The 21,959-nt window shown below is 42.8% G+C and carries 19 protein-coding genes; 4 read left to right on the forward strand and 15 right to left on the reverse strand.

All coding sequences use genetic code 11. From position 1 onward, the window contains the following. Positions 1-274: 274 nt before the first annotated feature. Positions 275-862 carry a hypothetical protein gene (locus ACRD7P_RS08085; protein ID WP_430907037.1) on the reverse strand — a complete coding sequence of 196 codons (588 nt, stop codon included), beginning with the start codon at positions 860-862 and terminating at the stop codon, positions 275-277. A gap of 217 nt (positions 863-1,079) precedes the next feature. Here ACRD7P_RS08085 and ACRD7P_RS08090 point away from each other — a divergent pair, with 217 nt between their 5' ends. Continuing rightward, positions 1,080-1,892, forward strand: coding sequence for an endonuclease/exonuclease/phosphatase family protein (locus tag ACRD7P_RS08090; RefSeq protein ID WP_430907038.1), 813 nt, complete (start codon positions 1,080-1,082; stop codon positions 1,890-1,892). On the opposite strand, the gene ACRD7P_RS08095 is transcribed toward ACRD7P_RS08090, so the two are convergent. The 12 genes from ACRD7P_RS08095 to ACRD7P_RS08150 form a co-directional block, all read right to left on the reverse strand. Next, a complete protein-coding gene (locus tag ACRD7P_RS08095; protein ID WP_430907039.1) occupies positions 1,889-3,316 on the reverse strand; it encodes an ion transporter in 1,428 nt (475 codons plus the stop codon). The two genes, ACRD7P_RS08090 and ACRD7P_RS08095, sit on opposite strands and share 4 nt — an antisense overlap. 26 nt (positions 3,317-3,342) lie before the next feature. Then, positions 3,343-3,870, reverse strand: coding sequence for a DUF4236 domain-containing protein (locus tag ACRD7P_RS08100; protein WP_430907040.1), 528 nt, complete (start codon positions 3,868-3,870; stop codon positions 3,343-3,345). Then, positions 3,860-4,801 carry a hypothetical protein gene (locus ACRD7P_RS08105; protein ID WP_430907041.1) on the reverse strand — a complete coding sequence of 314 codons (942 nt, stop codon included), beginning with the start codon at positions 4,799-4,801 and terminating at the stop codon, positions 3,860-3,862. Before ACRD7P_RS08105 ends, ACRD7P_RS08100 begins: the two co-directional genes overlap by 11 nt. Before the next feature lies 1 nt (position 4,802). Next, positions 4,803-6,098: a beta-carotene 15,15'-monooxygenase gene (locus ACRD7P_RS08110; RefSeq protein ID WP_430907042.1), complete on the reverse strand. Its 1,296-nt coding sequence runs from the start codon at positions 6,096-6,098 to the stop codon at positions 4,803-4,805. Between the two features lie 2 nt (positions 6,099-6,100). Beyond that, positions 6,101-6,508 (reverse strand): hypothetical protein, encoded by a 408-nt coding sequence (locus ACRD7P_RS08115; RefSeq protein WP_430907043.1) that lies wholly within the window; start codon positions 6,506-6,508, stop codon positions 6,101-6,103. 13 nt (positions 6,509-6,521) lie between these two features. Further along, positions 6,522-6,893: a DUF6804 family protein gene (locus ACRD7P_RS08120; RefSeq protein WP_430907044.1), complete on the reverse strand. Its 372-nt coding sequence runs from the start codon at positions 6,891-6,893 to the stop codon at positions 6,522-6,524. A gap of 155 nt (positions 6,894-7,048) precedes the next feature. Next, a complete protein-coding gene (locus tag ACRD7P_RS08125) occupies positions 7,049-7,237 on the reverse strand; it encodes a YegP family protein (protein WP_430907045.1) in 189 nt (62 codons plus the stop codon). A gap of 359 nt (positions 7,238-7,596) precedes the next feature. Further along, positions 7,597-8,649, reverse strand: coding sequence for a type I restriction endonuclease (locus ACRD7P_RS08130; protein WP_430907046.1), 1,053 nt, complete (start codon positions 8,647-8,649; stop codon positions 7,597-7,599). Between the two features lie 19 nt (positions 8,650-8,668). Beyond that, positions 8,669-9,199 (reverse strand): hypothetical protein, encoded by a 531-nt coding sequence (locus ACRD7P_RS08135; protein ID WP_430907047.1) that lies wholly within the window; start codon positions 9,197-9,199, stop codon positions 8,669-8,671. Positions 9,200-9,300: 101 nt separating this feature from the next. After that, positions 9,301-9,966: a helix-turn-helix transcriptional regulator gene (locus ACRD7P_RS08140; RefSeq protein ID WP_430907048.1), complete on the reverse strand. Its 666-nt coding sequence runs from the start codon at positions 9,964-9,966 to the stop codon at positions 9,301-9,303. Positions 9,967-9,976: 10 nt separating this feature from the next. Next, the gene (locus tag ACRD7P_RS08145) at positions 9,977-11,803 is read right to left on the reverse strand and encodes a tetratricopeptide repeat-containing sensor histidine kinase (RefSeq protein ID WP_430907049.1); all 1,827 of its coding nucleotides are present in this window, start codon (positions 11,801-11,803) and stop codon (positions 9,977-9,979) included. A gap of 192 nt (positions 11,804-11,995) precedes the next feature. After that, entirely contained in the window at positions 11,996-12,151 is a 156-nt protein-coding gene (locus ACRD7P_RS08150; protein WP_430907050.1) for a hypothetical protein, read from the reverse strand. A 335-nt stretch (positions 12,152-12,486) separates the two neighbouring features. Between ACRD7P_RS08150 and ACRD7P_RS08155 the strand changes: the two genes are divergently transcribed. From ACRD7P_RS08155 to ACRD7P_RS08165, 3 genes are all read left to right on the forward strand, one after another. Further along, positions 12,487-13,485 carry a hypothetical protein gene (locus ACRD7P_RS08155; RefSeq protein WP_430907051.1) on the forward strand — a complete coding sequence of 333 codons (999 nt, stop codon included), beginning with the start codon at positions 12,487-12,489 and terminating at the stop codon, positions 13,483-13,485. 452 nt (positions 13,486-13,937) lie between these two features. Further along, positions 13,938-14,330: a hypothetical protein gene (locus ACRD7P_RS08160; RefSeq protein ID WP_430907052.1), complete on the forward strand. Its 393-nt coding sequence runs from the start codon at positions 13,938-13,940 to the stop codon at positions 14,328-14,330. A 9-nt stretch (positions 14,331-14,339) separates the two neighbouring features. After that, positions 14,340-15,794: a DUF692 domain-containing protein gene (locus tag ACRD7P_RS08165; RefSeq protein ID WP_430907053.1), complete on the forward strand. Its 1,455-nt coding sequence runs from the start codon at positions 14,340-14,342 to the stop codon at positions 15,792-15,794. A gap of 131 nt (positions 15,795-15,925) precedes the next feature. Here ACRD7P_RS08165 and ACRD7P_RS08170 read toward each other — a convergent pair whose 3' ends face one another. Together ACRD7P_RS08170 and ACRD7P_RS08175 are read right to left on the reverse strand one after the other, a co-directional pair. Beyond that, a complete protein-coding gene (locus ACRD7P_RS08170; RefSeq protein ID WP_430907054.1) occupies positions 15,926-17,392 on the reverse strand; it encodes an SGNH/GDSL hydrolase family protein in 1,467 nt (488 codons plus the stop codon). A gap of 150 nt (positions 17,393-17,542) precedes the next feature. Beyond that, a complete protein-coding gene (locus ACRD7P_RS08175) occupies positions 17,543-21,835 on the reverse strand; it encodes a sugar-binding protein (RefSeq protein WP_430907055.1) in 4,293 nt (1,430 codons plus the stop codon). Positions 21,836-21,959 lie beyond the last annotated feature (124 nt).

Below are 21,959 nucleotides of genomic sequence, written 5' to 3' on the forward strand. Positions count from 1 at the left end.
AAAACTGAAACTCTTTACAAAATCCGCTTTTTGTAAAGAGTCAAACTTTAGTAAGGAAATTGTTTTAAGTTATGGTGTGCCAATCATAATAACTAACCTATTCAGCACTATTTGAAACCAATTTGTCGCTTCCGGCCATTCCAAAGCTTTTATACTCCATTGGGCTAAATACCCCCGCCCCAATTCCATTTTCTTCAATAGCAAAAAAACAAGATCCGTTCTTGAACAACTGCAAAAACAAAACCCATTTTATAGCTAGCTGCCAAGGAATTGTTCAAGACTTCTGATCTGCCTTAAATGCAGCAAGCCCTTGTACGGTTCCTTTGATACATTCGCAAGGCGTTGGTCCTCCTTCCCAAGCCCCTTCACAGGGTTTTGCAATCAGTTCCGGCCGATTTTGACGGATCCATTCTTTGCCCTCATAGTAAATGTCAGGGTCTTTCGAGGAAGTCTCCACCGATAGAATCTTCCCTTCCTTTACGGTCAAATGAAAGGTGTCCGTTACGTTCAATGCCAATTCAAGTGCCTGCATAAGGTCATCTTTTACCATCACAGGACATAGCACCAGGGAGTCGTTCTTTTGAATACAGGGAAACCGCTGTAGCACCTCATAATTACCACATTCCGCCCATTTTTGATAATACAAAATGGAGGGCCATGATTTTTTAGCTTGGCCAAGGGATGCTTGTAAGGAGTCCCTGTCAAAGGAATAAAAGGCATCGATAAAGGCGTTGGCAATGGTAATGGAACTGTTTTTAGAAACGGGAGTATCGGCCTTGGTTCCATTTTTACATCCGACCAAGAACAGCAATATTAGGAATACGATAGGGGTACATTTAACGGTCTTTTTTAACTTAATCATGATGGTTGTAATAATTGGTAAATGCATCCTAGTGCTCGAGAAGTTAACAATATTTCTTTATTCACGCGCCATTGGAACGTTGTTCTTCTTAAAATCCAAACTTGTAGTGCTATCGCTTTTATGGTTTTGCACAGTATCGCTCCGTTTTTGTTTACGCTTTTCCGTAAAACAAGAAAGGGATTTATGCTATTTTTGGATAGACCATTAACCGACCCTAATGATAAAAAGACTCCTTTTTTTAAGTGCGTTATGCTTTCACTTTGCCATTTTTTCCCAAACCGATGAGCTTACTTTAATTTCTTGGAACATTCGTGATTTTGGAAAAACCAAAAGCAGCGAGGAACTGAACAAAATCGCGGATATTGTAAGGGATGCCGATATTTTGGCAATCCAGGAGGTGGTCGCCGGCTTTGGTGGGGCACAGGCCGTGGCCAAACTGTCGGATGTTTTGAATAGGAAGGGCGCGCAATGGGATTATGTCATTAGTGACGCGACCCATAGCACCAAATATGTGACTGAACGCTATGCCTTTATTTGGAAAACCCAACATATAAAGATTAAGGATAGAGGCGAATTGATCGCTGCTTTAGACCAAAAAATCGATCGGGAGCCGTACCTCATGTATTTTTATGTGAACGGTAAAAAACTTGCTATCCTTAACTTTCATTCCCGTCCCTTTAATAAAAATCCCGAAGCCGAGATCGAGGCTTTGACCGCCCATATCTGCGATTCGATAACAGCGCCGGTAATTTTAGCGGGCGATTTTAACGTAGACGAGAAAAAACCGGTATTCGATCGTTTTAAAAAAGCCGGTTTTACTACGGCGATTACCGTCCAAAAAACGACCCTCAAAAAGGTTTGCAATAAAAAGAGTTATTTGAACTATGCAATCGATAATGTTTTTTGTTCAAAAGCGATCCGGAAGGTAGACGGTGGCATTATCGATTTTGTACGCTATTGTGAAGACCTGGAAAAGGCTCGAAAATTATCGGACCATTTGCCGGTGTTTTTGCGGTTTGGATTAAATTAGGAGAGATAGATCAACCGGTAACTATCGTCTACCATCATATCGTTTCTAGGGGACAAGGTCGATGCATTGGTTTTATCAATTACGCCCAACAACGTTTCGTTACGTTCTATAAAATGCAACTTAACGTTCTTTATGATACTTGGTCTGTTCATTCCCAGTTCTGATAACCTTACACTTTTAATACGTTCTTTTGTGTCTCCAAAAAGTTCATAGAACATATCGGTTATATTGGGATTGCTGATACAAGTGGTGATAATTTTAGCATCTATCATTTCCTTATACAGTATTTCGTCCCCTTTTATTTTGTCCTTTATTATCGTAGCATTAACCTCATCGTTTATCTCTGCTATGGTATGAATATCAGGTGCTTCTTTCTCAATATGAAAAATGGTCATTACCGTTCTTAAATCAACGTCCCTGATGGTATCATGCTCATTGAACTCTGCAAATATGATAGCAAATTTAGCTCGTTTTATTTTTACAAGCTTTAGCGTATTGAAATCGGTATAATCAGCATTCACATAGATTAAACCGTCTTTATCCTCAACTGGTTTTTTAGTGACCAAAACTACTTTATTACAATGTTTTTTGTCCTTCAATAGATCTTTAATGACCTTTTCCGAGGATTTGGAATAACCACAGATGACAATGTGGTTTTTGATATTTAAATTAGAAATTTTTCCTGAGGCAATGGCGTTCATGACTTGCGTTATTTTATTGAGTATTATGGAAATGAAAAAGCCGAAGACGGCCATGTTAAAAACCAAAAGAATGGCTGAAAGGATTTTACCTAAAATCGTTTTAGGTGTAGTATCGGCAAGCTCTATAAGCTCGAGAGAATACCAAAAGGAACTGGAGAATGTAGAAAAATTTCCCTGCTCCCCATGATGCTCCGCACTGTAAAGCCCAAAGCTCAAGATCAAAAGGATAAAAAGAGTAGCCGTAAAAAAGATATAAAATAAACGGTTGTGCTCCTTCATTCCTTGAAGGATGATGTTCAATTTATCGATTTCCCGAAAAGTTTTAAAAGCTTTTATAAGTCTAAAGAGCCGTAAGAAGCGAAAGAAACGCAAAGCTCTAAACCCTCTAAAAAAGCCCAAAGAAGGTAGAATTGCTAGTAGATCTATCATGGATGATGACAACGCCATCCAACGAAGTTTTTGTTTTAATGCAAAACCAATACCCTTGATCCGAACATCTTTTCTGAAATCAGAACATATGTAAAAACGAATACAGTATTCTGTGATAAAAAAGAACAATACCAGAACATCCAAGAATTGCAGACTCTTAGGGAAATCTCCATTTTTATTTTGAAAAAATATGAGTGCGATGGAGATTAAAATCATGAGGGCGATCAAAATATCAAGTAGGTATTTTTTTGGGTTTTCTTCATCAATGAACCAATACCTTAAGAACTTTTTCATGCCTTTTATCTTTTAGTATCGGACCGCTAACCACACTTACAGCCCTCGCCAACGACCCATCTGCAGCAGGGGTCGGACTGGCAAGGTGTTTTATTTTTGCCGGAGCATCCACAATTTGATGTGGTGGCGCAGTTTTTCACACTATTGCCCGGCTCCTCACAAGCAATACCATCCTTATCCGCATCCAGATCGTTTCTACATTCAGGGTCGGCGTTATAGGCTGCCTGTGCCGCGGTTTGGGAAGTATAGTTTGCACAGTTGGTATCGCTACATTCCTTTGCGCCGGCCTCTACTATTTTTTCACTTTCGACACTTGTACAGGAGATGAAGATTGTGGTCAATAGAAATGGAGCTAAAGCGACCAAACACCCGCTATTTTTGAACTTGGAAAAAGTTTTACGATAGCTTAATCCGGGAATCCCGGTCCGTACGGAATACCCCTTTGCACTGAGACTCCCTTTTTTACTTCGATAACTGGGCGTTATACCTGATTTACCTAGGTTGATTCCAAGCCCTTTTCCCAAATTTATTCGTTTGTTGAACCTAAATGCCATGGTTGTTCTTTAGAATGAAATCGTTAATTACTTTTTCAATGTTTGAAGGCAGGTCCGCATTTTTGATTTTCGGTGCAATTACCCCCATGTCTTTAAGCCATTTTTGCCAGTACGACTCAATTATATCTTGCGCATAGGGGTGTTGGCCATTCTGGTTTTGAATACCGATGACCAATACCTCCAAATCGACCAAACCTTGCGTTGCAGGTATAAAACCAAGATTTCTTTCGTTTATTTTTTCTTCCCAATTAGGAGTATTTAGTTTTAACTGTGATAACAATTGCGGCGTTAGGTATGAGGTTTGTTCCTTATTTTTTCTTTTGGAATTCTCATGGTACATATACCCATCGGTGAGTATTACCAGAATGTTTCTGCGACATGCTTCAATACAGTAATCTTTGACATGATTTTGGAAGAATCCCCATGTGTCAGATCCCGGATAGCCCTCTTTTTTGGACACTGCCCTGGAAAGCTCATATATTTGAGTGGGAACAGTTTCATAAAAGGCAATGGTCTTGGGCAACCACTCCTTTTTGGAAACACCTTTAACATAAGTTGTTTTTAGTTTGTTGGACATTTCGTTGATTTTGAAATCTAAGGGAGCAGGTTCAAAAAACACCTCTATTTTGTCGTACAGCAAGCCTAACTTCTTCTCTTTTACATGAGCGTTGAATACTTTTGCCAGGGATAGGATGTAAACGGAATCTTTAGCTTGTTGATTGGGTAAATCTATCCGATCGGATAGATCTAAAAGAATACTGATATTCAGATTTTCTGTTTTTCTTTCCATCAAATGCTTTGGACATTCTTTATTAGTTGCCGTTGTCTGGCCTTTACTAACGACGGTGTCATTTTCTTTGCTGGTTTGCTTTTCACCTGAACAAAAAGTAAAAAAGAATACTAGGCAGGTATAATAGATTGTTTTTTTCATGTTAAAACGTTTGTGTAAATACCGTATTTTGATAATCTTGTCGCACACCAACATTGTCCAAATGATGTTTGTTTACTTCCAAACATTCCGAAATCAACCGATCGTTTTCCGATCTTGAAATCGATAACTTCTCATTGATGAACGTTAACCAACCTTGCAAATATTCGGAAGCATAGAACATATACTCTTTCGTGGGGATAATGGTGCCGTCAACAATGCGTTGTAGTTCATTGATCCTACCTTTGGCCATTGAAATTTTTTCCTTTATGTCCCTTACAAGAGCTTTAATTTCATCGATTTTTGCCTTGTTGTCACGTATTTGCTCCTTGTAGATAATGATTTGGTCATGGCGTTTACGGATAGCGTTTTTAATTTTATCCTTTTCTTTATGTTCTTCCATTACAAAGTCAAAAATGAATCCCCAAATGAGGTAGGCAATAAAGCCTAAGAAGATGATCAACCAGAACTCTTGACTTTCCATGGCTTCTGCAAAACCGAATTTTGCATTTTCATCGACTACATTTAATTCCCATAACTTTTTTTCTACGAAAAAGGCCAATAGGACATCAAAAACCAAAGTGACCAAAACGACTCCTGCAAGTTTAAAGTAGGAGGCCAACTTTTTCTTTTGATAGAACATATGAATTAAATACCCTAGGCCAATGAATATGAACGGAGCGAAAATGACGGTCGCCAGCGCCTGAAATCCGTCTTCGGACGCTTTTACAATAGCATTCGGTACGTACCATCGTTGGTCGTCATAAGTAAACTGTTTCTCCATTGCGGAATAAACAACAGAGGTATAAAAGGTGAAAAGGTAGGCAGTTATGGGAACCAATAAAACCAATCCTATCCAAAATTTGGCGGAAGCACCTTTCTTTGCGGGCACCCCATATACACTTGGGTTCAAGGGCAGATCCGTAATTTCGAACTTTAGTTCCTTTATGGTGTAGTCGATATCTTGGTTCTTGGCCTCCTTTTGCTTAATGTTTTCATCGGCATTATCGATAGCCACTTGAAAACCTTTAATTTCAGATTCCTTTGCATTTTGTTCTTGGGTATAGGGTTTCTTAAGTTCCTCTTGTTTGTGCTTTAGTTCTTTTTCTTCGTTCTCAAATTTTGCATAGATGGCATCCAGGCAAATTGACAATGTTTGAGGATTTCCCATATTTCTAGAGCTATCACGAAAGCCTGTTTCATGATAGGAGCGTTTTCTCGCTTCTTCTTCCGGCTCGTCCTTACTGACCTTTAATATGGTTTCTTTTGGTTTTAGTTTTATCAAGTTTTTCAATCCCATGGTTAGTCGTTTAGTTCATTTATGATTTCTTGTCTGGTTTTGTTTGCTTGGACGGCTTCAATAAGATAATCTGCCAATGGAGTAATATTTTCATCTAAAAATCCAAAAAGTTTAATATATTTCTTGAGTGCGGTCAGCTCATTATCGGTAACCACCTCATCGGCCCATATCATTGCGGCAAAATCATATAGGAAAGAAAGTTTTTCATTTATTTCCTCCGGAATCGATACGTTGGTGTTTAACGGCTGTAGCAATAGCTCATCCAAATGGTTTTTGGGAATTCCTCTTTCTTCGGCGAATTCATATAACATTTTAAGTTCAAGTGTACTAAACTCTCCGTCTGAAAGTGCTATTTGATACAGTCTTAAAAAGTGACTTTTCAATACTACTGGTATGTTGGTTTTTTCCATGGTCGATGTTGGTTTATAAAATTCGGTCTCGGTTAAATGTTTTGGCTTTTTCGTTGGTAGTAACGACCTTCGTTTTTTTGGGTCTATTGATGATAACTTCAATTAGAAATAGCAGGCCGGCAAGAATATCAATAGGAGCCCATAGTCCCTTTTTATAAAGAAAAATAGGAAGTATGGGATTGAACAGGACCAGTATAATTGCGAATAGTAGGACCCAAAAGGTTGTGGCGATGTTCTTGATTATTACTAAGGATGCCCCAATGGAAATGACGGTTCGCAGGAGCCAATAATATGCGCTGGGCGCATGCAATACTGCTGCAAACAATAGTAGGGCACAGCAGACAGAAACAATACGGACCAGATGATGGAACAGTGCTTTCGTCATGGGATACGTTTATTTTGCCGGTTTTCTTTTATGCGGTTTTACGGGAACCGTTTTTGGTCCTGGTTTTGGACTGTTCGGGTTTTTTCTTGGCACAGGAGAGGGTGTTGATCTCTTATGTGGTTTTACAGGTACTGTTTTCTTGGCCATTTTTTCCTTTAGTTGGTTAAATCTTCTACCGTCGCACCGGCCGCATCTCTTTTCACTGCTGTAATCCCATTTTCGCAGCCTTGTTTTGACGCGTACATTTGACTTGTGGCAATTACCTCGCCGTTGCCTTTCGAACGCAGGTTGAAGTAAAATTTACCGTTGGAACTTTTTCTGATCTCGAATTTTGGAAACGCCATTTTGTTTTGGTTTAACGGTTACGTAACAAACCTACTTCCATTCAAAACCATTTCCTTACGGATATCCGTAAAGCAAAAAGGAACGGTCGTTCAACCGTTCCTTTTCTCGTGTTTACAGTGCGTAACGGTCAATCTTCCCAACCGCAAAGGGTCCTCCCCATTGCTTTGGCCTTTGTTTTGGTAACCGCGTATATTTTGGTGGAACAGCGGGAAAGGCCCCTACAGGAGGCTGTGTAGTGGTACCTTTTACTTCCTTTGCCCTTGCAGATATAGACTTTGGTTTCATCAAAAGTGGTAGGTGTTAGAAACAGAAATGAACTGAATAGCAGTAGCGAAAGCATTTCCATGGCTTCTTGGCTTTAATCTTGCTCATAATCGGCCACAGTTTGTAACAGGGCTTCCGCGAACTCATAGATCGAGTCGATCGATTCAATGGCATGTTTGGTTTCGTTTTTATCCTTTTCGAATACGCCCAAGTACTTCTTTCGACCATTGAGGTGTAGCCTGCACAACGGTTTTCTGTTGTTGTCGTCGAGGAGAATACCGAAGTACGATTGGGTATCCCGATAGGCGATACGTGCGACCGGTAGTTTTCTCCTGAGAATGGCCACCACAATACGGAACCCCTCCAATTCCTCCTCAGTGGTAACGACTTTGCTACGCTCTTGTGGCTCCGGCACTTCCTCTTGTTGCTGCTCCGCTTCCTTGTTCAAGGCCGCGTTCAACCGGTCGTTCACCCTGTCGCTCAGGGTTTGGGTAAAGGCCCTGCCTACCAAATCGGTGAATTCCCCCAACACCTTTTCGGTAAGCCGGCCCGTATGTACCTTACCGGCGAATAGTTTTACGAACGGTAATGAGGGGGATTGCAATTCCGCAAGGATCAATTTTTTAAGCTCTTTGGTATATTTTAGGGCACTGGCATTGTCCACTATTTTTTCAACATCGAAGTTCGATTTATGAAACTTGGTGATCTCGTGAACCGTACCTTCCTTTAGGGTAGTAATATCAAATTCCAGAAAAGGTTTTTCGTCCATTTTATTGGTCGCTTCCAGATCGGTGTAAAACCGATACTCGATACCATTGGTCAATAGGGCAAACCGGGTTTTGGAGGCATGGAAATAGCGTATCAATTGGGAGTTGTGTGCGTCCAATTTCTCTTTCCAACTTTTACATTCGATGATAAGGATCGGCTGGCCGTCCTGAAAAATGGCGTAGTCTACCTTTTCGCCTTTTTTGAGTCCGATGTCGGCCGTGAATTCGGGTACGACCTCTATGGGATTGAAGGTATCATATCCCAAGGCATTGATAAAGGGGAGCACAAAGGCATGCTTGGTCGATTCTTCGGTAGTGATCTGGTCTTTGAGCTTGCCTATTTTTTCGGCAAGGGCTTTTAATTGGGTTTGGAGTTGCATAAGGGTGAAGGATTCGAATTCAATTTTTTCTGGTGTGTGGTCTTACCCATACTCTTTTTCCAGATTTTGTGGTACGGTAATGGCCACGAACATTTACCGGTTTTGAATAGTCCAAAGTTTTCCGGTAAGCAGATTTTTTTGATTGCTTAAGCGCTGATGGCTTTTGAAAAGCGATGTGAAGAAGATGGAGAGGTAATGCGTCATGATTTTCAAGATTATAAGCGTCTATAAAACCTGTAAGACCATTGTACTCCACTTTGAAATGATATTGTTTTTTATTGATAATTCTGATGATTGAACCATTTGGTATTATAGCTATAGTTTTACTTCCGATTTTTCGCTTCAAATTTATTGTTGAGTATTGGTATTTCTTTCGTACTTCAATAAAGTATCCGTTTTCTTGAACCTCCTCAGTGATTTTTGATTTTAGTTCTTTTATTTTTTTTTCTAATTTGATTACTTCTTTATGAAGACTATCTACCTTTTGATTTTGTTGAGGAAAAACGCTGAAAAAAGAAAAAATCATTATGCCTAATATCCTGTTTTTCATGATGATTTATTTATTCTCCAAACCTACACCCATCAAAAAAGAATCCCTTACGGATATCCGTAAGGGATTGGCATTCTTTTCTTTGAAATGATATAATACGGTTAAATTTTACCTTTTCGAGCCAGTTTGGCAATAAGGTTTTGGGTGTTGCGTGCACCAAACGCATCAAAAAGCTTACTCACTTTTTTATCGATGGTACTTTCGCTGTTAGGTTTAATATTTTCCCGTTTGAACTTTTCGGAGATTTCTTTTTTGGTCAATCCTTCGGCCAGTTCTTTTAATATCATTAAATCGAACGCGTCCATTTCAAAAACGGTATCGGTACTGTTCAGGTCGATCTGTGGCGATACATAGGTTCTATTGTGGTATACTTCATGTATGGCTTTGGTCAGTTCCAGCAGCCCGTCCCGGCCTTTGCATACATAAGCGTTGATATGCAGTTCTTTGAACAATGGGTTTATTTCTGCCGGATTGTCGATCATGGAATTTACGATTACCTTCAGTGTAGGGTCCAGTTTTCGCAAGGTTGTAATAAGGGCCTGCCCCGAAGTGATCCTGCGAGTTACATGGTTTTTTTTAAAATGAAGGTCCGTAATGAGCAGGTCGTACGGTACGTTGTTTTGTTGGGCCACCTTAAACCGGTTGTAGGCCTTGTCACAATACAGCTCTTGTTGTATTTCTTGAATTTGTAACTTGTTTTTCAACGCGTCGGCAATACCTTGGCTTTCCCCTTGAAAATCTTCGGCAATCAATATTTTTTGGAACATGGGATGTGTTTTAATAAGGCGCTCTGATGAGGGCTTTAAAACCTTTGTTTTTCGCTGTCTCAAAAATAATACTTCCATTAATCGCCCGAATACGCTTTTCCGTATTCAATAGTCCATTTTTATGCATCACCTCTTCTTTCGAGGCGCCTACGCCATAATCTTTATAGGTGATGCTCAGGGCATTTTTTTGTTGTTCAAAACGGACTTCGATCAAGTCGGCCTTGCTGTGTTTTTGCATGTTGATCATCAATTCTTGAAGCACTTTGAAAATCGTTTTTTTGGTGAAATCCGGTACGGTATTCCATTGCATTGTTTTCTCCCCTATGGTCATCAGGCTTTTATTGGGGCAATATCTTTTGAGCATGGTGGCCAAGAGGTGTTGGAAATTTGGCCCGGTATCGATATCGTTGATTTCTCTGGAAAAATCCCGACTGGAATCATAGATATTCCCGATTACCTTTTTTACCGTCGCTTTGGGGGTATTGGTGTCCAATAGCATCATGGCATGGTTCAGTTGCCCGGCGAAATCGTCATGAATACGTTGCGACATGGCGACTTCCGTATCATATACTTCTTTTTGTTTTTCCCTTTCGGCAACTTGCCTTTGGCGTTTGGCACGTTGCACAAAGTAATACCCGGTAAACCCTAAAGACAGTAGCAGCAATATCCCTGCAGCCAAGGAGATGATCTTCTGATTGCGCTCTTGGGCAACTTCCAGCTCTTTTTGTGCGTTCTCCTTTTCCAATCGTAAAATCGACTCTTGTTTGCGCTGGTCGTCGTATTTGTATTTGGCAAATTGGGTTTTCACCCTTAGGCCCTGTTTGTAAAGACTGTCCTGTAGAAAAACATATCGGTCGCGCAGGGGTACATTTTTTGGTTGCAATTCCATTAAAAATCGAAGTGCATCTTTTTCTGCTCGTGGAATAGTTAGGGTTTTTGACAAGGTGATGACCGAATCAAAATAGGCTTTTGCCTTTCCCGGTTCGGTTTTGCTATAAAATTCACCCAAGTGGGTATAGCTTGCGAGTTGTCCCCGTTTGTCGTTTTGAAGTTTTCTCCATTCCAAAGGTTTTTGAAATGCTGTTGGCGCTACGTCCTCTCCTTTATGCCATTGGGCATAAGCCAGGTTATCCAGCACCCTTGCGCGCGCTCGTTTATTTTTAAGGGAAACGGTATCCTTTTTAAGCTTTTTTAAAAGCGTTATGGCCAGGTCGTATTTTTTGGAGTCAATGTAGGTAGCGGCGAGGTTGTTTTGGTAGACCTGTCGTTCTTTTTCAAAAGGAGCGTTGTCTATGGCGATGGAGTAATACGTTATGGCGTCGGGATAGTTGAGCAATTTTCTATGATCGGTGGCGAGGGCATTTTGGGCAGAACTGATGTACTTCGCGTCTTTTTCCAAGGTGAGATAATCCAATGATTCGGTTAAGGTTTCCTTGCTTCCAAAATAGTCGCCTTGAATTTTTTGTATAAGCCCCATGCTCATTAATCGTCGCCCCACATTACTACTATCTTTTAACGTTAAAAATGCGGTTTTTGAGGCGTTGAAGTGATAGAACGCACTGTCAAAAACTTGGAGTCTTTTGTAATATATTCCCAAGTTTTTATGTGCTTTACCTTGATATGATTTATTGGCAGATCGGTTGGCGGCATACAATAAATGGCGATCGTAAAAAACCGTGCTGTCCTGTTGCCCTGCCTTATGGTGAAGTATAGTTTTATGATCGATTACTGCCAAATGTAGGGAGTCGAAAGGCAATTTTTTGGAACGCTTAAAGGCGCTGTCCACAAATTGCATGCGTGCTTGTAGGTTCAGCTTCGTATTCTTACTTTTTTTCAATAACCGTAGAATAGAGGTTTTCTTTGGGCTTTTGAAAGATGCAGGTTCAAAATAATGGCAATTTGTACATAAGCACAACAAAAAAAGAAGGGATGAACGCTTGGTTAACATTGGGAAATATCTTTCGATAAAAGTATGGAAATAAAAAAAGCCACACTGCAAAGTGTGGCTTTGGATAATTGAACAAATGGACTATCCATCCTCCCGTTCCTCATCAACATCCCCATCGTCTCCTTCCGTGGCCTGCGTTTCATACAGGGTATCGGTTTCAGCAATGGGTTCGCTGGTACAAGAAAATAAAAAGGTGTTGCATACTAGTGCCAATACGGCTATGATCGCTTTTTTCATAATTTTAAAATTTTCGGATTAAACAAAGAGGTGGCCGTCCGGGACGTTCCCGAATTTGTTTTTGCCAGCCACCCGTGAGTGTTGGAGTACTCCTTGTTTTGTGGAAAGTGAAATCCGGTAGACGGCAGCGTTAGGCTACTTTCCAATGGGCCAAACCCCACCGTTTACAGATTTCCGTAAGTATGATTTTTCTAGAAGTGCTATGTTAGCTTTGCATAGCGGTAATCATTGTTGAGACAAATTTATAATCATCCAAAGCTTATATTTATGGGGAGTTCCAAGAATTCCAATAGTTCTTAGAAATTCCATTTAAATCCAAAAACGCCAACCTAACGATGGAAACAAAGACCAGTGATAGTTATCAAAAAGCGGTTTTAGCGAAGTACAAAAAGGAAAGAGGAGGAGAAATGAGCAGCTATTTGACAAAGCCCACACGGAGACAAATTCGGAAAGCTTGCTTATGGTTGTTGAACAAACGGAACACTAAAAATGACCAACATACTTTAAGACTATTTTTTCAGTTCGAAGAAGACGATAACCGAATTTCAAAAATTCAAAAATTTGACGGAGACAAATTTCTTCCTATAATCAACTTCTTAAAGGGGAAAACTAGAAATACGAGTATTGAAAGTTTAGAGCTGATAGGCTGGCTGATTGACTTTCGCCCAAGGCCATTACAAGAATATTTGAAATCTGGGAATTTAGTTTTAGAAGAGGATGAATCAAGCCCGGAAACCTTAATAGTACCAGGGGAGTTTGATACAACAGATGTTAACGAATTAGAAAAAAGGTCGGAAGAAGAAAGGAAAAAGAAGGAAAATGAGAAAATAAAAAGAAAAAAAGAGGCGACGACATTAAAACAAAAAGAGAAAAAAGGAAGGAGCCGGCTAATTATTACTATCAGTATCGCATTTGGAATGATTTGTTTTTTTGTGGGTATTCAAAATTGGCCGCTAATTTTTCCAAACAACAACCCTGGCACTAATGGTTGCCTAACCTGGGCCGATTCGCTATACGTAGAGGTGGCCTGCGATATAGGGCCTTATTCAGAATTTGGTACAGAAGTGAAGCCTATTGAACAAATACCATCGAGAAACATGCGCAAAGTAAAGGTACATGCGGCATATGATTTTTTTACCGAGGACAACAAACCCCGTATATGGTATTATAAGAGCAAGGACGGGGAAATCGAATATTTTACATATCCCGGTAGGCATCCCACCAATGGAGAAACGTTAAAAAAGATTACCCCCTATATTATTGAAAAGTATGTGGATAAACATCGGTACAACGCAGGTTCTTTTTTAGCGCCCAATAATACCAACAAGAATTGAACTATTATGGCAAAACACCTTTTAAGAATCATTTGGCAGCACTAGCTGCAAAAATATAGCATATTCCATAATTCCGATGAACAAAACGTACACGACCGAGCACACGCCTTTCTTCCGGTAAAATCCTATAATTCTTACAAATTATACAGTAATTATTACGGATTATACATCCTTAAAGTTTTGCCCCGTACTTCTATTTTACCTTGCCCTCAGTTTTAAAAAAGCGTCCGCCCGATGCTCACCAAACGGGCAAAGTTTTTGGAGAACACCAACAACGTACACGGTGCGTAAATCCTGGTCCGAGAACGGTAAAGACCATACTTTTTGAAACACGGCCGATAGTTCTGGCCGTTCCTTTGCTTCCCCCAACCAATGTTACCGTAAATCGGTAGAACATGAAATTTCCCCCCTTTAAAACGTAATCTTAAACTATTTATATTATGGAAACTAAAATGAAGCGAGTATCAAAAGGAGCGATCCGATTATCCATTCCGGCGAAGGTCGCCTACAATGCGGATACTTTTAGAAAAAGCGTTTTTAATTTACTGGACGAACTGGGCTGTCCCAAATGCTTTTCGGGGGTTGACTGTTACTTTACCAACATACGGGACTATCTCGTAAACCCGAGCGACCTAAGTGTTACGCCGATTGAGGAGACGGCAAACTTGGCAAAGCCCATTTCATTTCAAGGCAACACGTTAAATGTTGGTCTAAGCCAGGAAACCGCCTATAACATTGACAAAATAGAGGTGGCGTTAAAGGATATTTTTGAGGAAATCGGTTGTTTGGCCTGTTGTTCCGGACAGGACATTTTCTTTCAAGAACAATTTGAACGTAACTTTTAATGCCAGACGATGCCTAAGACAACAAAACTAGGGCAACTACAATGCCTACCCGAATTAGGGGTAGGCATTATCTATTCGCCCCTTATCGAAAAAATAGCGTTTCCGGACGGCCTGCTGGACACTTTGGAAATAGAGCCACAGACCCTTTGTATCCGTAACAAAGAGGATAAGCTTATTGCGCCTCGGACCGCTTTTGAGTCCGTAGCGGAAATGCCCTATCATAAACTGGTACACAGCATCGGGGCACCGGTAGGAGGGGGGCTTGCGCCCGCCGAAGAACAATTGGCCCTGATCCGATATGCCACCGAACTGTTTCAAAGCCCCTGGGTGACGGAACACCTTAGTTTTAATGCGACCACGGAATTCAATACCGGCTTTTTTCTGCCGCCGTGTCAAACGGAAAAGGGACTGCAACAGGCCATTAACAATGTACAACAACTGCAAAATGCCATTGGTGTGCCAATCGCCGTAGAAACAGGGGTAAACTACCTTCGACCGAACGACAGGGAAATTCCCGACGGCCAGTTTGTGGCCGAACTCTGCCAGCGTACCGGTTGTGGTATTCTTTTGGATATCCATAACCTTTTTGCCAATCAATTGAACGGCAGGCAGGGCATAAAGGCGTTTTTGGAACAGATACCTTTGGAACATGTGGTTGAAATACATATTGCCGGCGGAACCGAATTGAACGGATTGTGGATGGATTCCCATTCGGGCCCGATAGACGAGCGCCTGCTCGCCATAACCCGTGAAATACTACCGGACCTTCCCAACCTCAAGCAAATCACCTATGAAATTTTTGATTCGTACATCCCCGTAGTCGGAGATCGGACCATCATCCGCGAAATGGAAAATGTTAGAAACCTCTGGGAAAACCGAAAAACGGCCTATACCATTCCGGAAACAAAGCAAATGCCTAGGGAAGTGATTGCCGTTCAGAAAATGAATAGCGAATTGGAACCTGAACAGTGGGAGCGTATACTGGGAAGTTTGGTCATTGGAAAACCAACGGAGAACTTAGGGTACGATGATCGGGCACGAGTGGATACCTATCAATATCTTATCCGGGAGTTTCGGGCCTCTATGATCGCCCGTATTTTTAAGCTGACCACACGCTATATGATGTTGGTTTTGGGAAAGGAGGCCTTCGTCGTTGTTTTAAGGGATTTTTGGAGCGGATGTGCGCCCGAGCAGCTCAGTTACAAGGAGGCCCTCAATTTTTCGGACTATCTGTTCGAGAAAAATTTTAAGCTTCCTTGGTTGTTCCGGCTATTGAAGTACGAGGTTGCCGTGCTAAGGACCCTGATGGACAACGAGCTGAGAATCGTCCATTTTGATGCCGATCCCACGCCGATGTTCAATGCGCTGTCCCAAGGAAAGCTACCCGATCAAATCGGGACGGTCGGAAATTACGAGGTTGAGGTACTCCCGGAAAGGGAAAAGACGACCTGGGTCACTGTTTGACCTTTGCGGTTTGCTCTGGGGTAAAAGTATTGATGGAGTTTTGATACAAGAATGGTATAAATATTTTTAAAAGTCAGCAATTAGCATAATTCAAACATATTGGAACCATGTTCGCTAACAATGGTCTTGTTTCACTCCCGAGTAAACACATAGCGGTGTGTTTTAGGGGTATTGATGTCGTACAATTGTTGCTGTAAGGTTTCTAGCTCTCTTTTCAACTCATTTTCGAGCGGTTTGATCTTGATATAGGTTGCAAACTCCCGTTCAAAATAGCCGTACCAGGGTTTGCCCTGAAATTGTTCAAGTTTTTTCGCCAGGTGTTTTTCCTTGGAATCCAAGGAGCCATCTCCTTGGTAGTCGGAAAGATGGGCGTACGCTATTAGGGGAATGGTGCGTAATGCCGACTCTTTTTCATGATAGGTATCGCAAATGGCCGCTACCTTTAAAGCCTGTGCGTATTGGGGAGTGTGCGTATTTTGCGCTAGATCGATCCCCTTTTGGAGCGCTACATGGGTGTATATACCAACTGGAACACCATCGATCTTGAGTTGATAACTACCCGAAGGTACATCCGTTAAAAAGAGCTGTTGTCGATTGAACCGGGCCATAAACGGAACCAGGTCCAACGCTTTTCTTTCTTCCGGATCCATAACAAATGGGAGTGCTCCCTCCCGAAGATCAAAGCGGATTTGCCCCGGGTCGGTAGCGATATTTTCAACGGAGGCGTTTATGGCGGTAAGTACTTTTTTATCGGCGGTACGGATCGCCACTTTGGAAACGTATTCCGGTTCTCCAAGAGCCTTTAAAATTTCATAGGCCATGACCACGTGGCCCGGGGTACCCGGGTGAACCCGATCTTCCCCTACCAAGGTAAAGGTGCTGTCCCGTTGTTGTCTTTTGCTATTGATGCTGTCCATTTTGGCATGTAGGTCTATCAAGGGTAGCGCATATGTTCGGGACAGCTGCCGTATGTGTTCTGCGCAACGGGCCAGGGCATCGTTTACCCCATAACGGTTATCGCTGTCCAGCAATGCCGTTTGTTCATAGATACTGGGGGTCATCAGAATAGGGACCGTTCCCGAACCGACCAGTAAACGGACAAGGGTATCGGTTTTTTTACGGTAATGGTCCAATGCCTTTTGGCGCAGGGCGATGGTGTCCGCGGCGGCTTCGCCCGAAAAGTAGAGTTCACGTCCTACATCGTTCATCCCTACCATAAGAAAGGTGTATTCCGGGTTATGGGACAACACATCCTTTTTTGCACGGTGCAGCATTCGTTCGGCGACGTCTCCGGAGATTCCACAGTTGATCAGGGAAATGGTGCTATCGGGATAGCGGGTGGTATAAAATCGCCGTAACAGGGAATGGTACGTTCCGCTATGGGTAATACTGTTTCCCAAAAAGCTGATACGGTCACCATCCTTAAACTCCAAGGATCTGGCGTCCTGTGCGGTCAGGGTAACCATACCGCTACCGATGAGGAACCCTAGCAAAGCCAATAATGTTCGGGTGCCGGGCAGAGTAAGGGAACGAAGGGGTGTTGAAAAAAAGGGCATATGCGGTCTTGATAAAAGGTTGCTGTGGATAACGGAAGTCATTTTCGCTAAAGTAAGGTTTCGGTACCACTTCAAGGGTATGCCGCGAAATGCATTTACAATGGCCAATAAAAAAAGAAGCAGGGATCGCTCCCCGCTTCTTTATTACTTCAAACAAATACTTATTTCCTTGGCAATTTTGTCGGGTATCGTCTAGTTAACGATCATTTTTACCGACGTACTTCCCTGGTCGCCAATGACGTTCAGCACGTACGTTCCATGCTTTAAACGGCCAATGTTGAGTTGTTCCTCACCGGACAGTTCGGTCTTCGTGAACACTGTTCGGCCCAACATATCAAAAATACGTACCGAATAGTTGTTCAGATCGCTACTTACGGTAATGGTACCATCCAACACTGGGTTGGGTGCCAAGCGAATGTTGACTTCGGCCGATAGCGCATCGTCCAAACGGGCAACGGCGTTCGCCGACCCCGTCGTGAGATCTCCTATGGCATCGAATACTGCATACCCGACAATTTCAGTGGCGTGGGCCACTTCCGAGTCCCTGGAGGTTTCTTCATGAAAGCGCACTTGGGCACTGTTACCGTTAAAGGAACGGTACCTGACCGTACCGGTATCCCCACCATCCGTGGTTTGGTCGTATGCCATGAACAGGGCGTTCTGAGAACTGTACGATTGCTCAAAATTGATGGTATACCAGGCGTCGGTAACCGAATTGGGTGTTGCGGAAACTTCGAATTTGGCCGATCCGTCACCCGAACCTGTACCGGAAGTAATGGCAATGTAATGGATGTTTTCATCGTTATGGCCACGATTCCCGTCTTGGGTACCTCCATTTTCCTCTTCTTGAATGAGCACCTGAAAACCGGTAGTGCTCACATTACGGATACGCACTCCTACCGCATCGCCGCCGTTAAGGGACGCTACGTTGGCAAATACGTTCGGTTTTTCGGTAAATGCCGAAGAGAACTGTACGGTCTTCCATGAAGTGCTTGCCAAAAAGCTTCCCGCTTTTACTTCCGCTCCGTTCGACATAATGTGTTCTCCCCGTTCTACCACCATATAGCCGACATCTTCAGAGGCGTGTTCCTCATCAAGATATTCCCACTCATCTACCTGCCATTGGAAACTATTGGATGCCACGTCCTTTACCCGTACCACGGCGGCATTGCCCCCATTGAAACTGATACTCCCAACGAATACGATAGGGTCGTTGTAGGTATTGTTCAAGGTAACCGTTTTAAAAGTGTGGTTATTGCTGGATTTGCCCACTTCTCCGAATACAAGGCCGGTAGTGCTCCCGCCGTTTACGAATTCGATGTAACCGTTACAATCCAACCTTTCAGACGAAATACCGCCACAGGTATTGGTGGCCGCATCATAGGCGCCGGTGTTTATGGCCTGGTCTTCCGCTTCCAAGGTCTGCCCGTTGACCATGATCTTATCTACGATCAAGGTGATATCGCCCCCATTGTCGGTTTCGCCATTATTGGTAAATACCACACGAATAGTACCCTCGGTGCTCGGTGCAAAAAAAGAATAGTCCGCATTTGAGGTCTTTGCGGTTCGGCTTTCCCCGATTTTCTCGCCATTGACCTGTACTTCGAAAAGCTCTTCCCCAGTGGTACCCCTTGCGGTAACGATAATCTCATTGGCAGGGCTTCCCAAGATCAAATTGGCTTCACCAAACAAACTTGGGTCGTTCCAAGAGCTATCGGCCGTAGCGAACCAAGCCAGCTTGGATTCCCTTCCCGATCCGTCATCGTCGTTCAAATGGACGTCAAGACCGATGCTGGTTTCGGCATTCGGGACAATTCCTAAAGAGGCCAAAGAGAAAACAACTTCCAAATCATATCCATCCGCGGTTTCTATCATTTCGAAAGCAGCATTGGAAACATCATACCCGTTACCGATTTCATAAAGGGTACCGTCATTATATTTAAATGTAAATTGAAAGTCATTAGAATCGTAACTGTCCCCCTTCGCATTATCGCCATCAATATAAATTTCTACCCCATCGTCTTCATAGGGTTCCGGGGAATCGGAAACCAACACATCGTCGGTAACCCTGACGAAAAAATAGAGGTTGGTGTCGTCCCAGGTAGCATAGTACGTACCGGAAAGGTCGTCCGAACTGTCAATATTAAGTGTTCCGGTATCCATATTGGCACTGTTGAGGTCATAACCTTGTGCGCCATAGGCCGCATCCTTAATTCCATCTAATAGCGGTGCCGCTTCCGTTAAGAAAATATCGGCGGCCTCGGTAACGTTAGGTTCACCGTCATCACCTCCGGAATCCGTTCCTTCAAATTCAATGAATCCATTGCAGTCCAATCGTTCCGAAGAAATGCCCCCGCATGAATTGGTCGTTTCGTCATAGGCACCGGTATTTACCGCTTGGTTTTCGGCCTCGAATACGATACCATCGATACTGATCCTATCAACGATCAACGTAATATCGGCACCCGTAGCGGTTTCGCCATTATTGGTGAACACCACACGAACGGTTCCGCGCTCGGCCGTTTCAAAAACGTAGTTTTCGTATTCGGTAGTAGCTACTTGGGTTTCCCCTATTTTTACACCGTTTACCTCTACATCAAAGGTCTCCTCACCAGTGGTCCCCTTGGCGCGGACGACTATCCCATCGTTGGCGATAACGGTACCCGGAGTAAACGAGATGTTATCCAAATTGTAATATCCTTTTACCTCCAGTCGAAGCACGGCCTCTCCTTCGGGAAGGGCCACTCCCAAAAGGGAATTCGGTTGGTATACTCCAAAATCACCTGTATTGGTTATGGGCAGATCCCCTAGCGGAATTCCGTCCAACAGTATTCTGATTTCTTGGTTCGCCAGGGAAGTGGCCGCCAAAAGGTTAATGTCATAACTCCCTGCGGCAACGTTCACCGTATACTCCAACCATTCTCCGGGCTCCGTAAAAGTGATGACACAATTTCCGCCCGAACCGCTGGCAACATCTACCTCGTCGATACGTCCACAGGCATCCCGTACCCCGTTTTCCGCATCGTCCGCAACATCGTTATAGGCAACATTTTGTCCGCCCTGATCATAGTTCTCCAATTCCAGAACGGTACCTGGGGAAATGGCCCAGGGATTACCACCATTACCGAAAGTACTTTGCGCCGGCAGTGCATACGAAGTGTTTAAATTATGTACCGGAAAACCGTTGTTTACCGTTGGGGTCCGTACTTGGGCCGAAGCAGAGTTCGGGTCGTACGGATTGCTCATGGTACTCAGTAAATTGGTTTGTGTCTGTGTCAACCCTGTTGCGTTGCTGAAATTCGGATTTAATACCAGGTCGTTACCACCCACGATAACCGCGTTTCCGCCGGTATTCCAATGGATGTTGTCAATATAGGTAACATTGGTATCCTCGTATTTGGAAATGACATCCGTATCGGAGTTGGAGTTTACCATGACGTTTCCTTTGACCACCACATCGTTTACACGACCAAGGGAAAGTTGTGAATCGCCTATGGCTACCGGATAGGCCGGATCGGCAATTCGGGTAGATTGGGCATTATCGAACATGATGTTGTCGACCACGTCCACAAAATCACTGGAAAAAACATTGATGCCCTGACCGCCATTCCCATAACATTGGTTATCGATTACAAGTGTTCGGCCCTCGTACAATTGCCTTACCGAGGCATCCTTTTGATCTTGTTTAAAATCATCGATGATAATGCCATTCCCGTCCGTTACGCGATTGCCGCCGATAGAGCCTGCAAATCCCCGCAGGTTGGTATTATAGCGGCTAATATTGTTTTTGATGATGATCCTATGGTTCGGATATTCGGGAAAACCGGGTTGCCCGGTGTTTTTTGGTTGGTAAAAGGAAATTCCACTATTGGCATTGATAGCGGCATAGGCACAATGCTCGATAATGTTGTTCTCGATAATGACCAATTCTACGGACACGGCCACACCGTTGCCGGGAAGATCATGAAAGTAGTTGTTCCGAATAATGATGTGGTGCGATTCGTTGTCGATTCCCACACCCCGTCTTTGATACCATGATTCGATTCCGAAATCAGGATTGTCGATGATGCCTTTTGGGTCATCTTCGGAGGCATAAAATTCAAAGTTGTCTATGATGATATAGGAGACCTTAAAAAAGTCGAAGCCTTTTCCTGCGGTAACCTCTATCTTGGGGCGGTTGCCGTTCGCATCATTGATACCCCTAAAAGTGATATACTGTCCCGGCGCTCCCGAATCATAAAAACCAACTTCTCCGTAGGGATTGTTAGGATCTTCATTTTTGTAAATGCCGGGCAGTACGTTTACTTCATCGCCGGGCGCTACCGAAAAGGACGCCTTTTGAATGGTTTTAAAGGCCATTTCCTCGCTCAGCCCAGAGTTGTCATCGTTCCCGTTATTGACATCTACATAATAAATGTTCTGCGCGTATCCCATGATCAAAAACAGCATGAAAAAGCACATTGTAAGTAATTGTTTGATTCCCATATTCTTAATTTAACGACACTTTTTTTGCGCATCGGCGGCAAGGATACCATTAAAATTGAGAATAAAAAAATAAAATGGTTAAACGTTTAATCATTTTACGATGAACTACTCTTTTTTAAGGGAC

The organism is Maribacter sp. 2-571, assembly GCF_050589625.1.
In the GTDB taxonomy this organism is placed as follows: Bacteria; Bacteroidota; Bacteroidia; order Flavobacteriales; family Flavobacteriaceae; genus Pelagihabitans.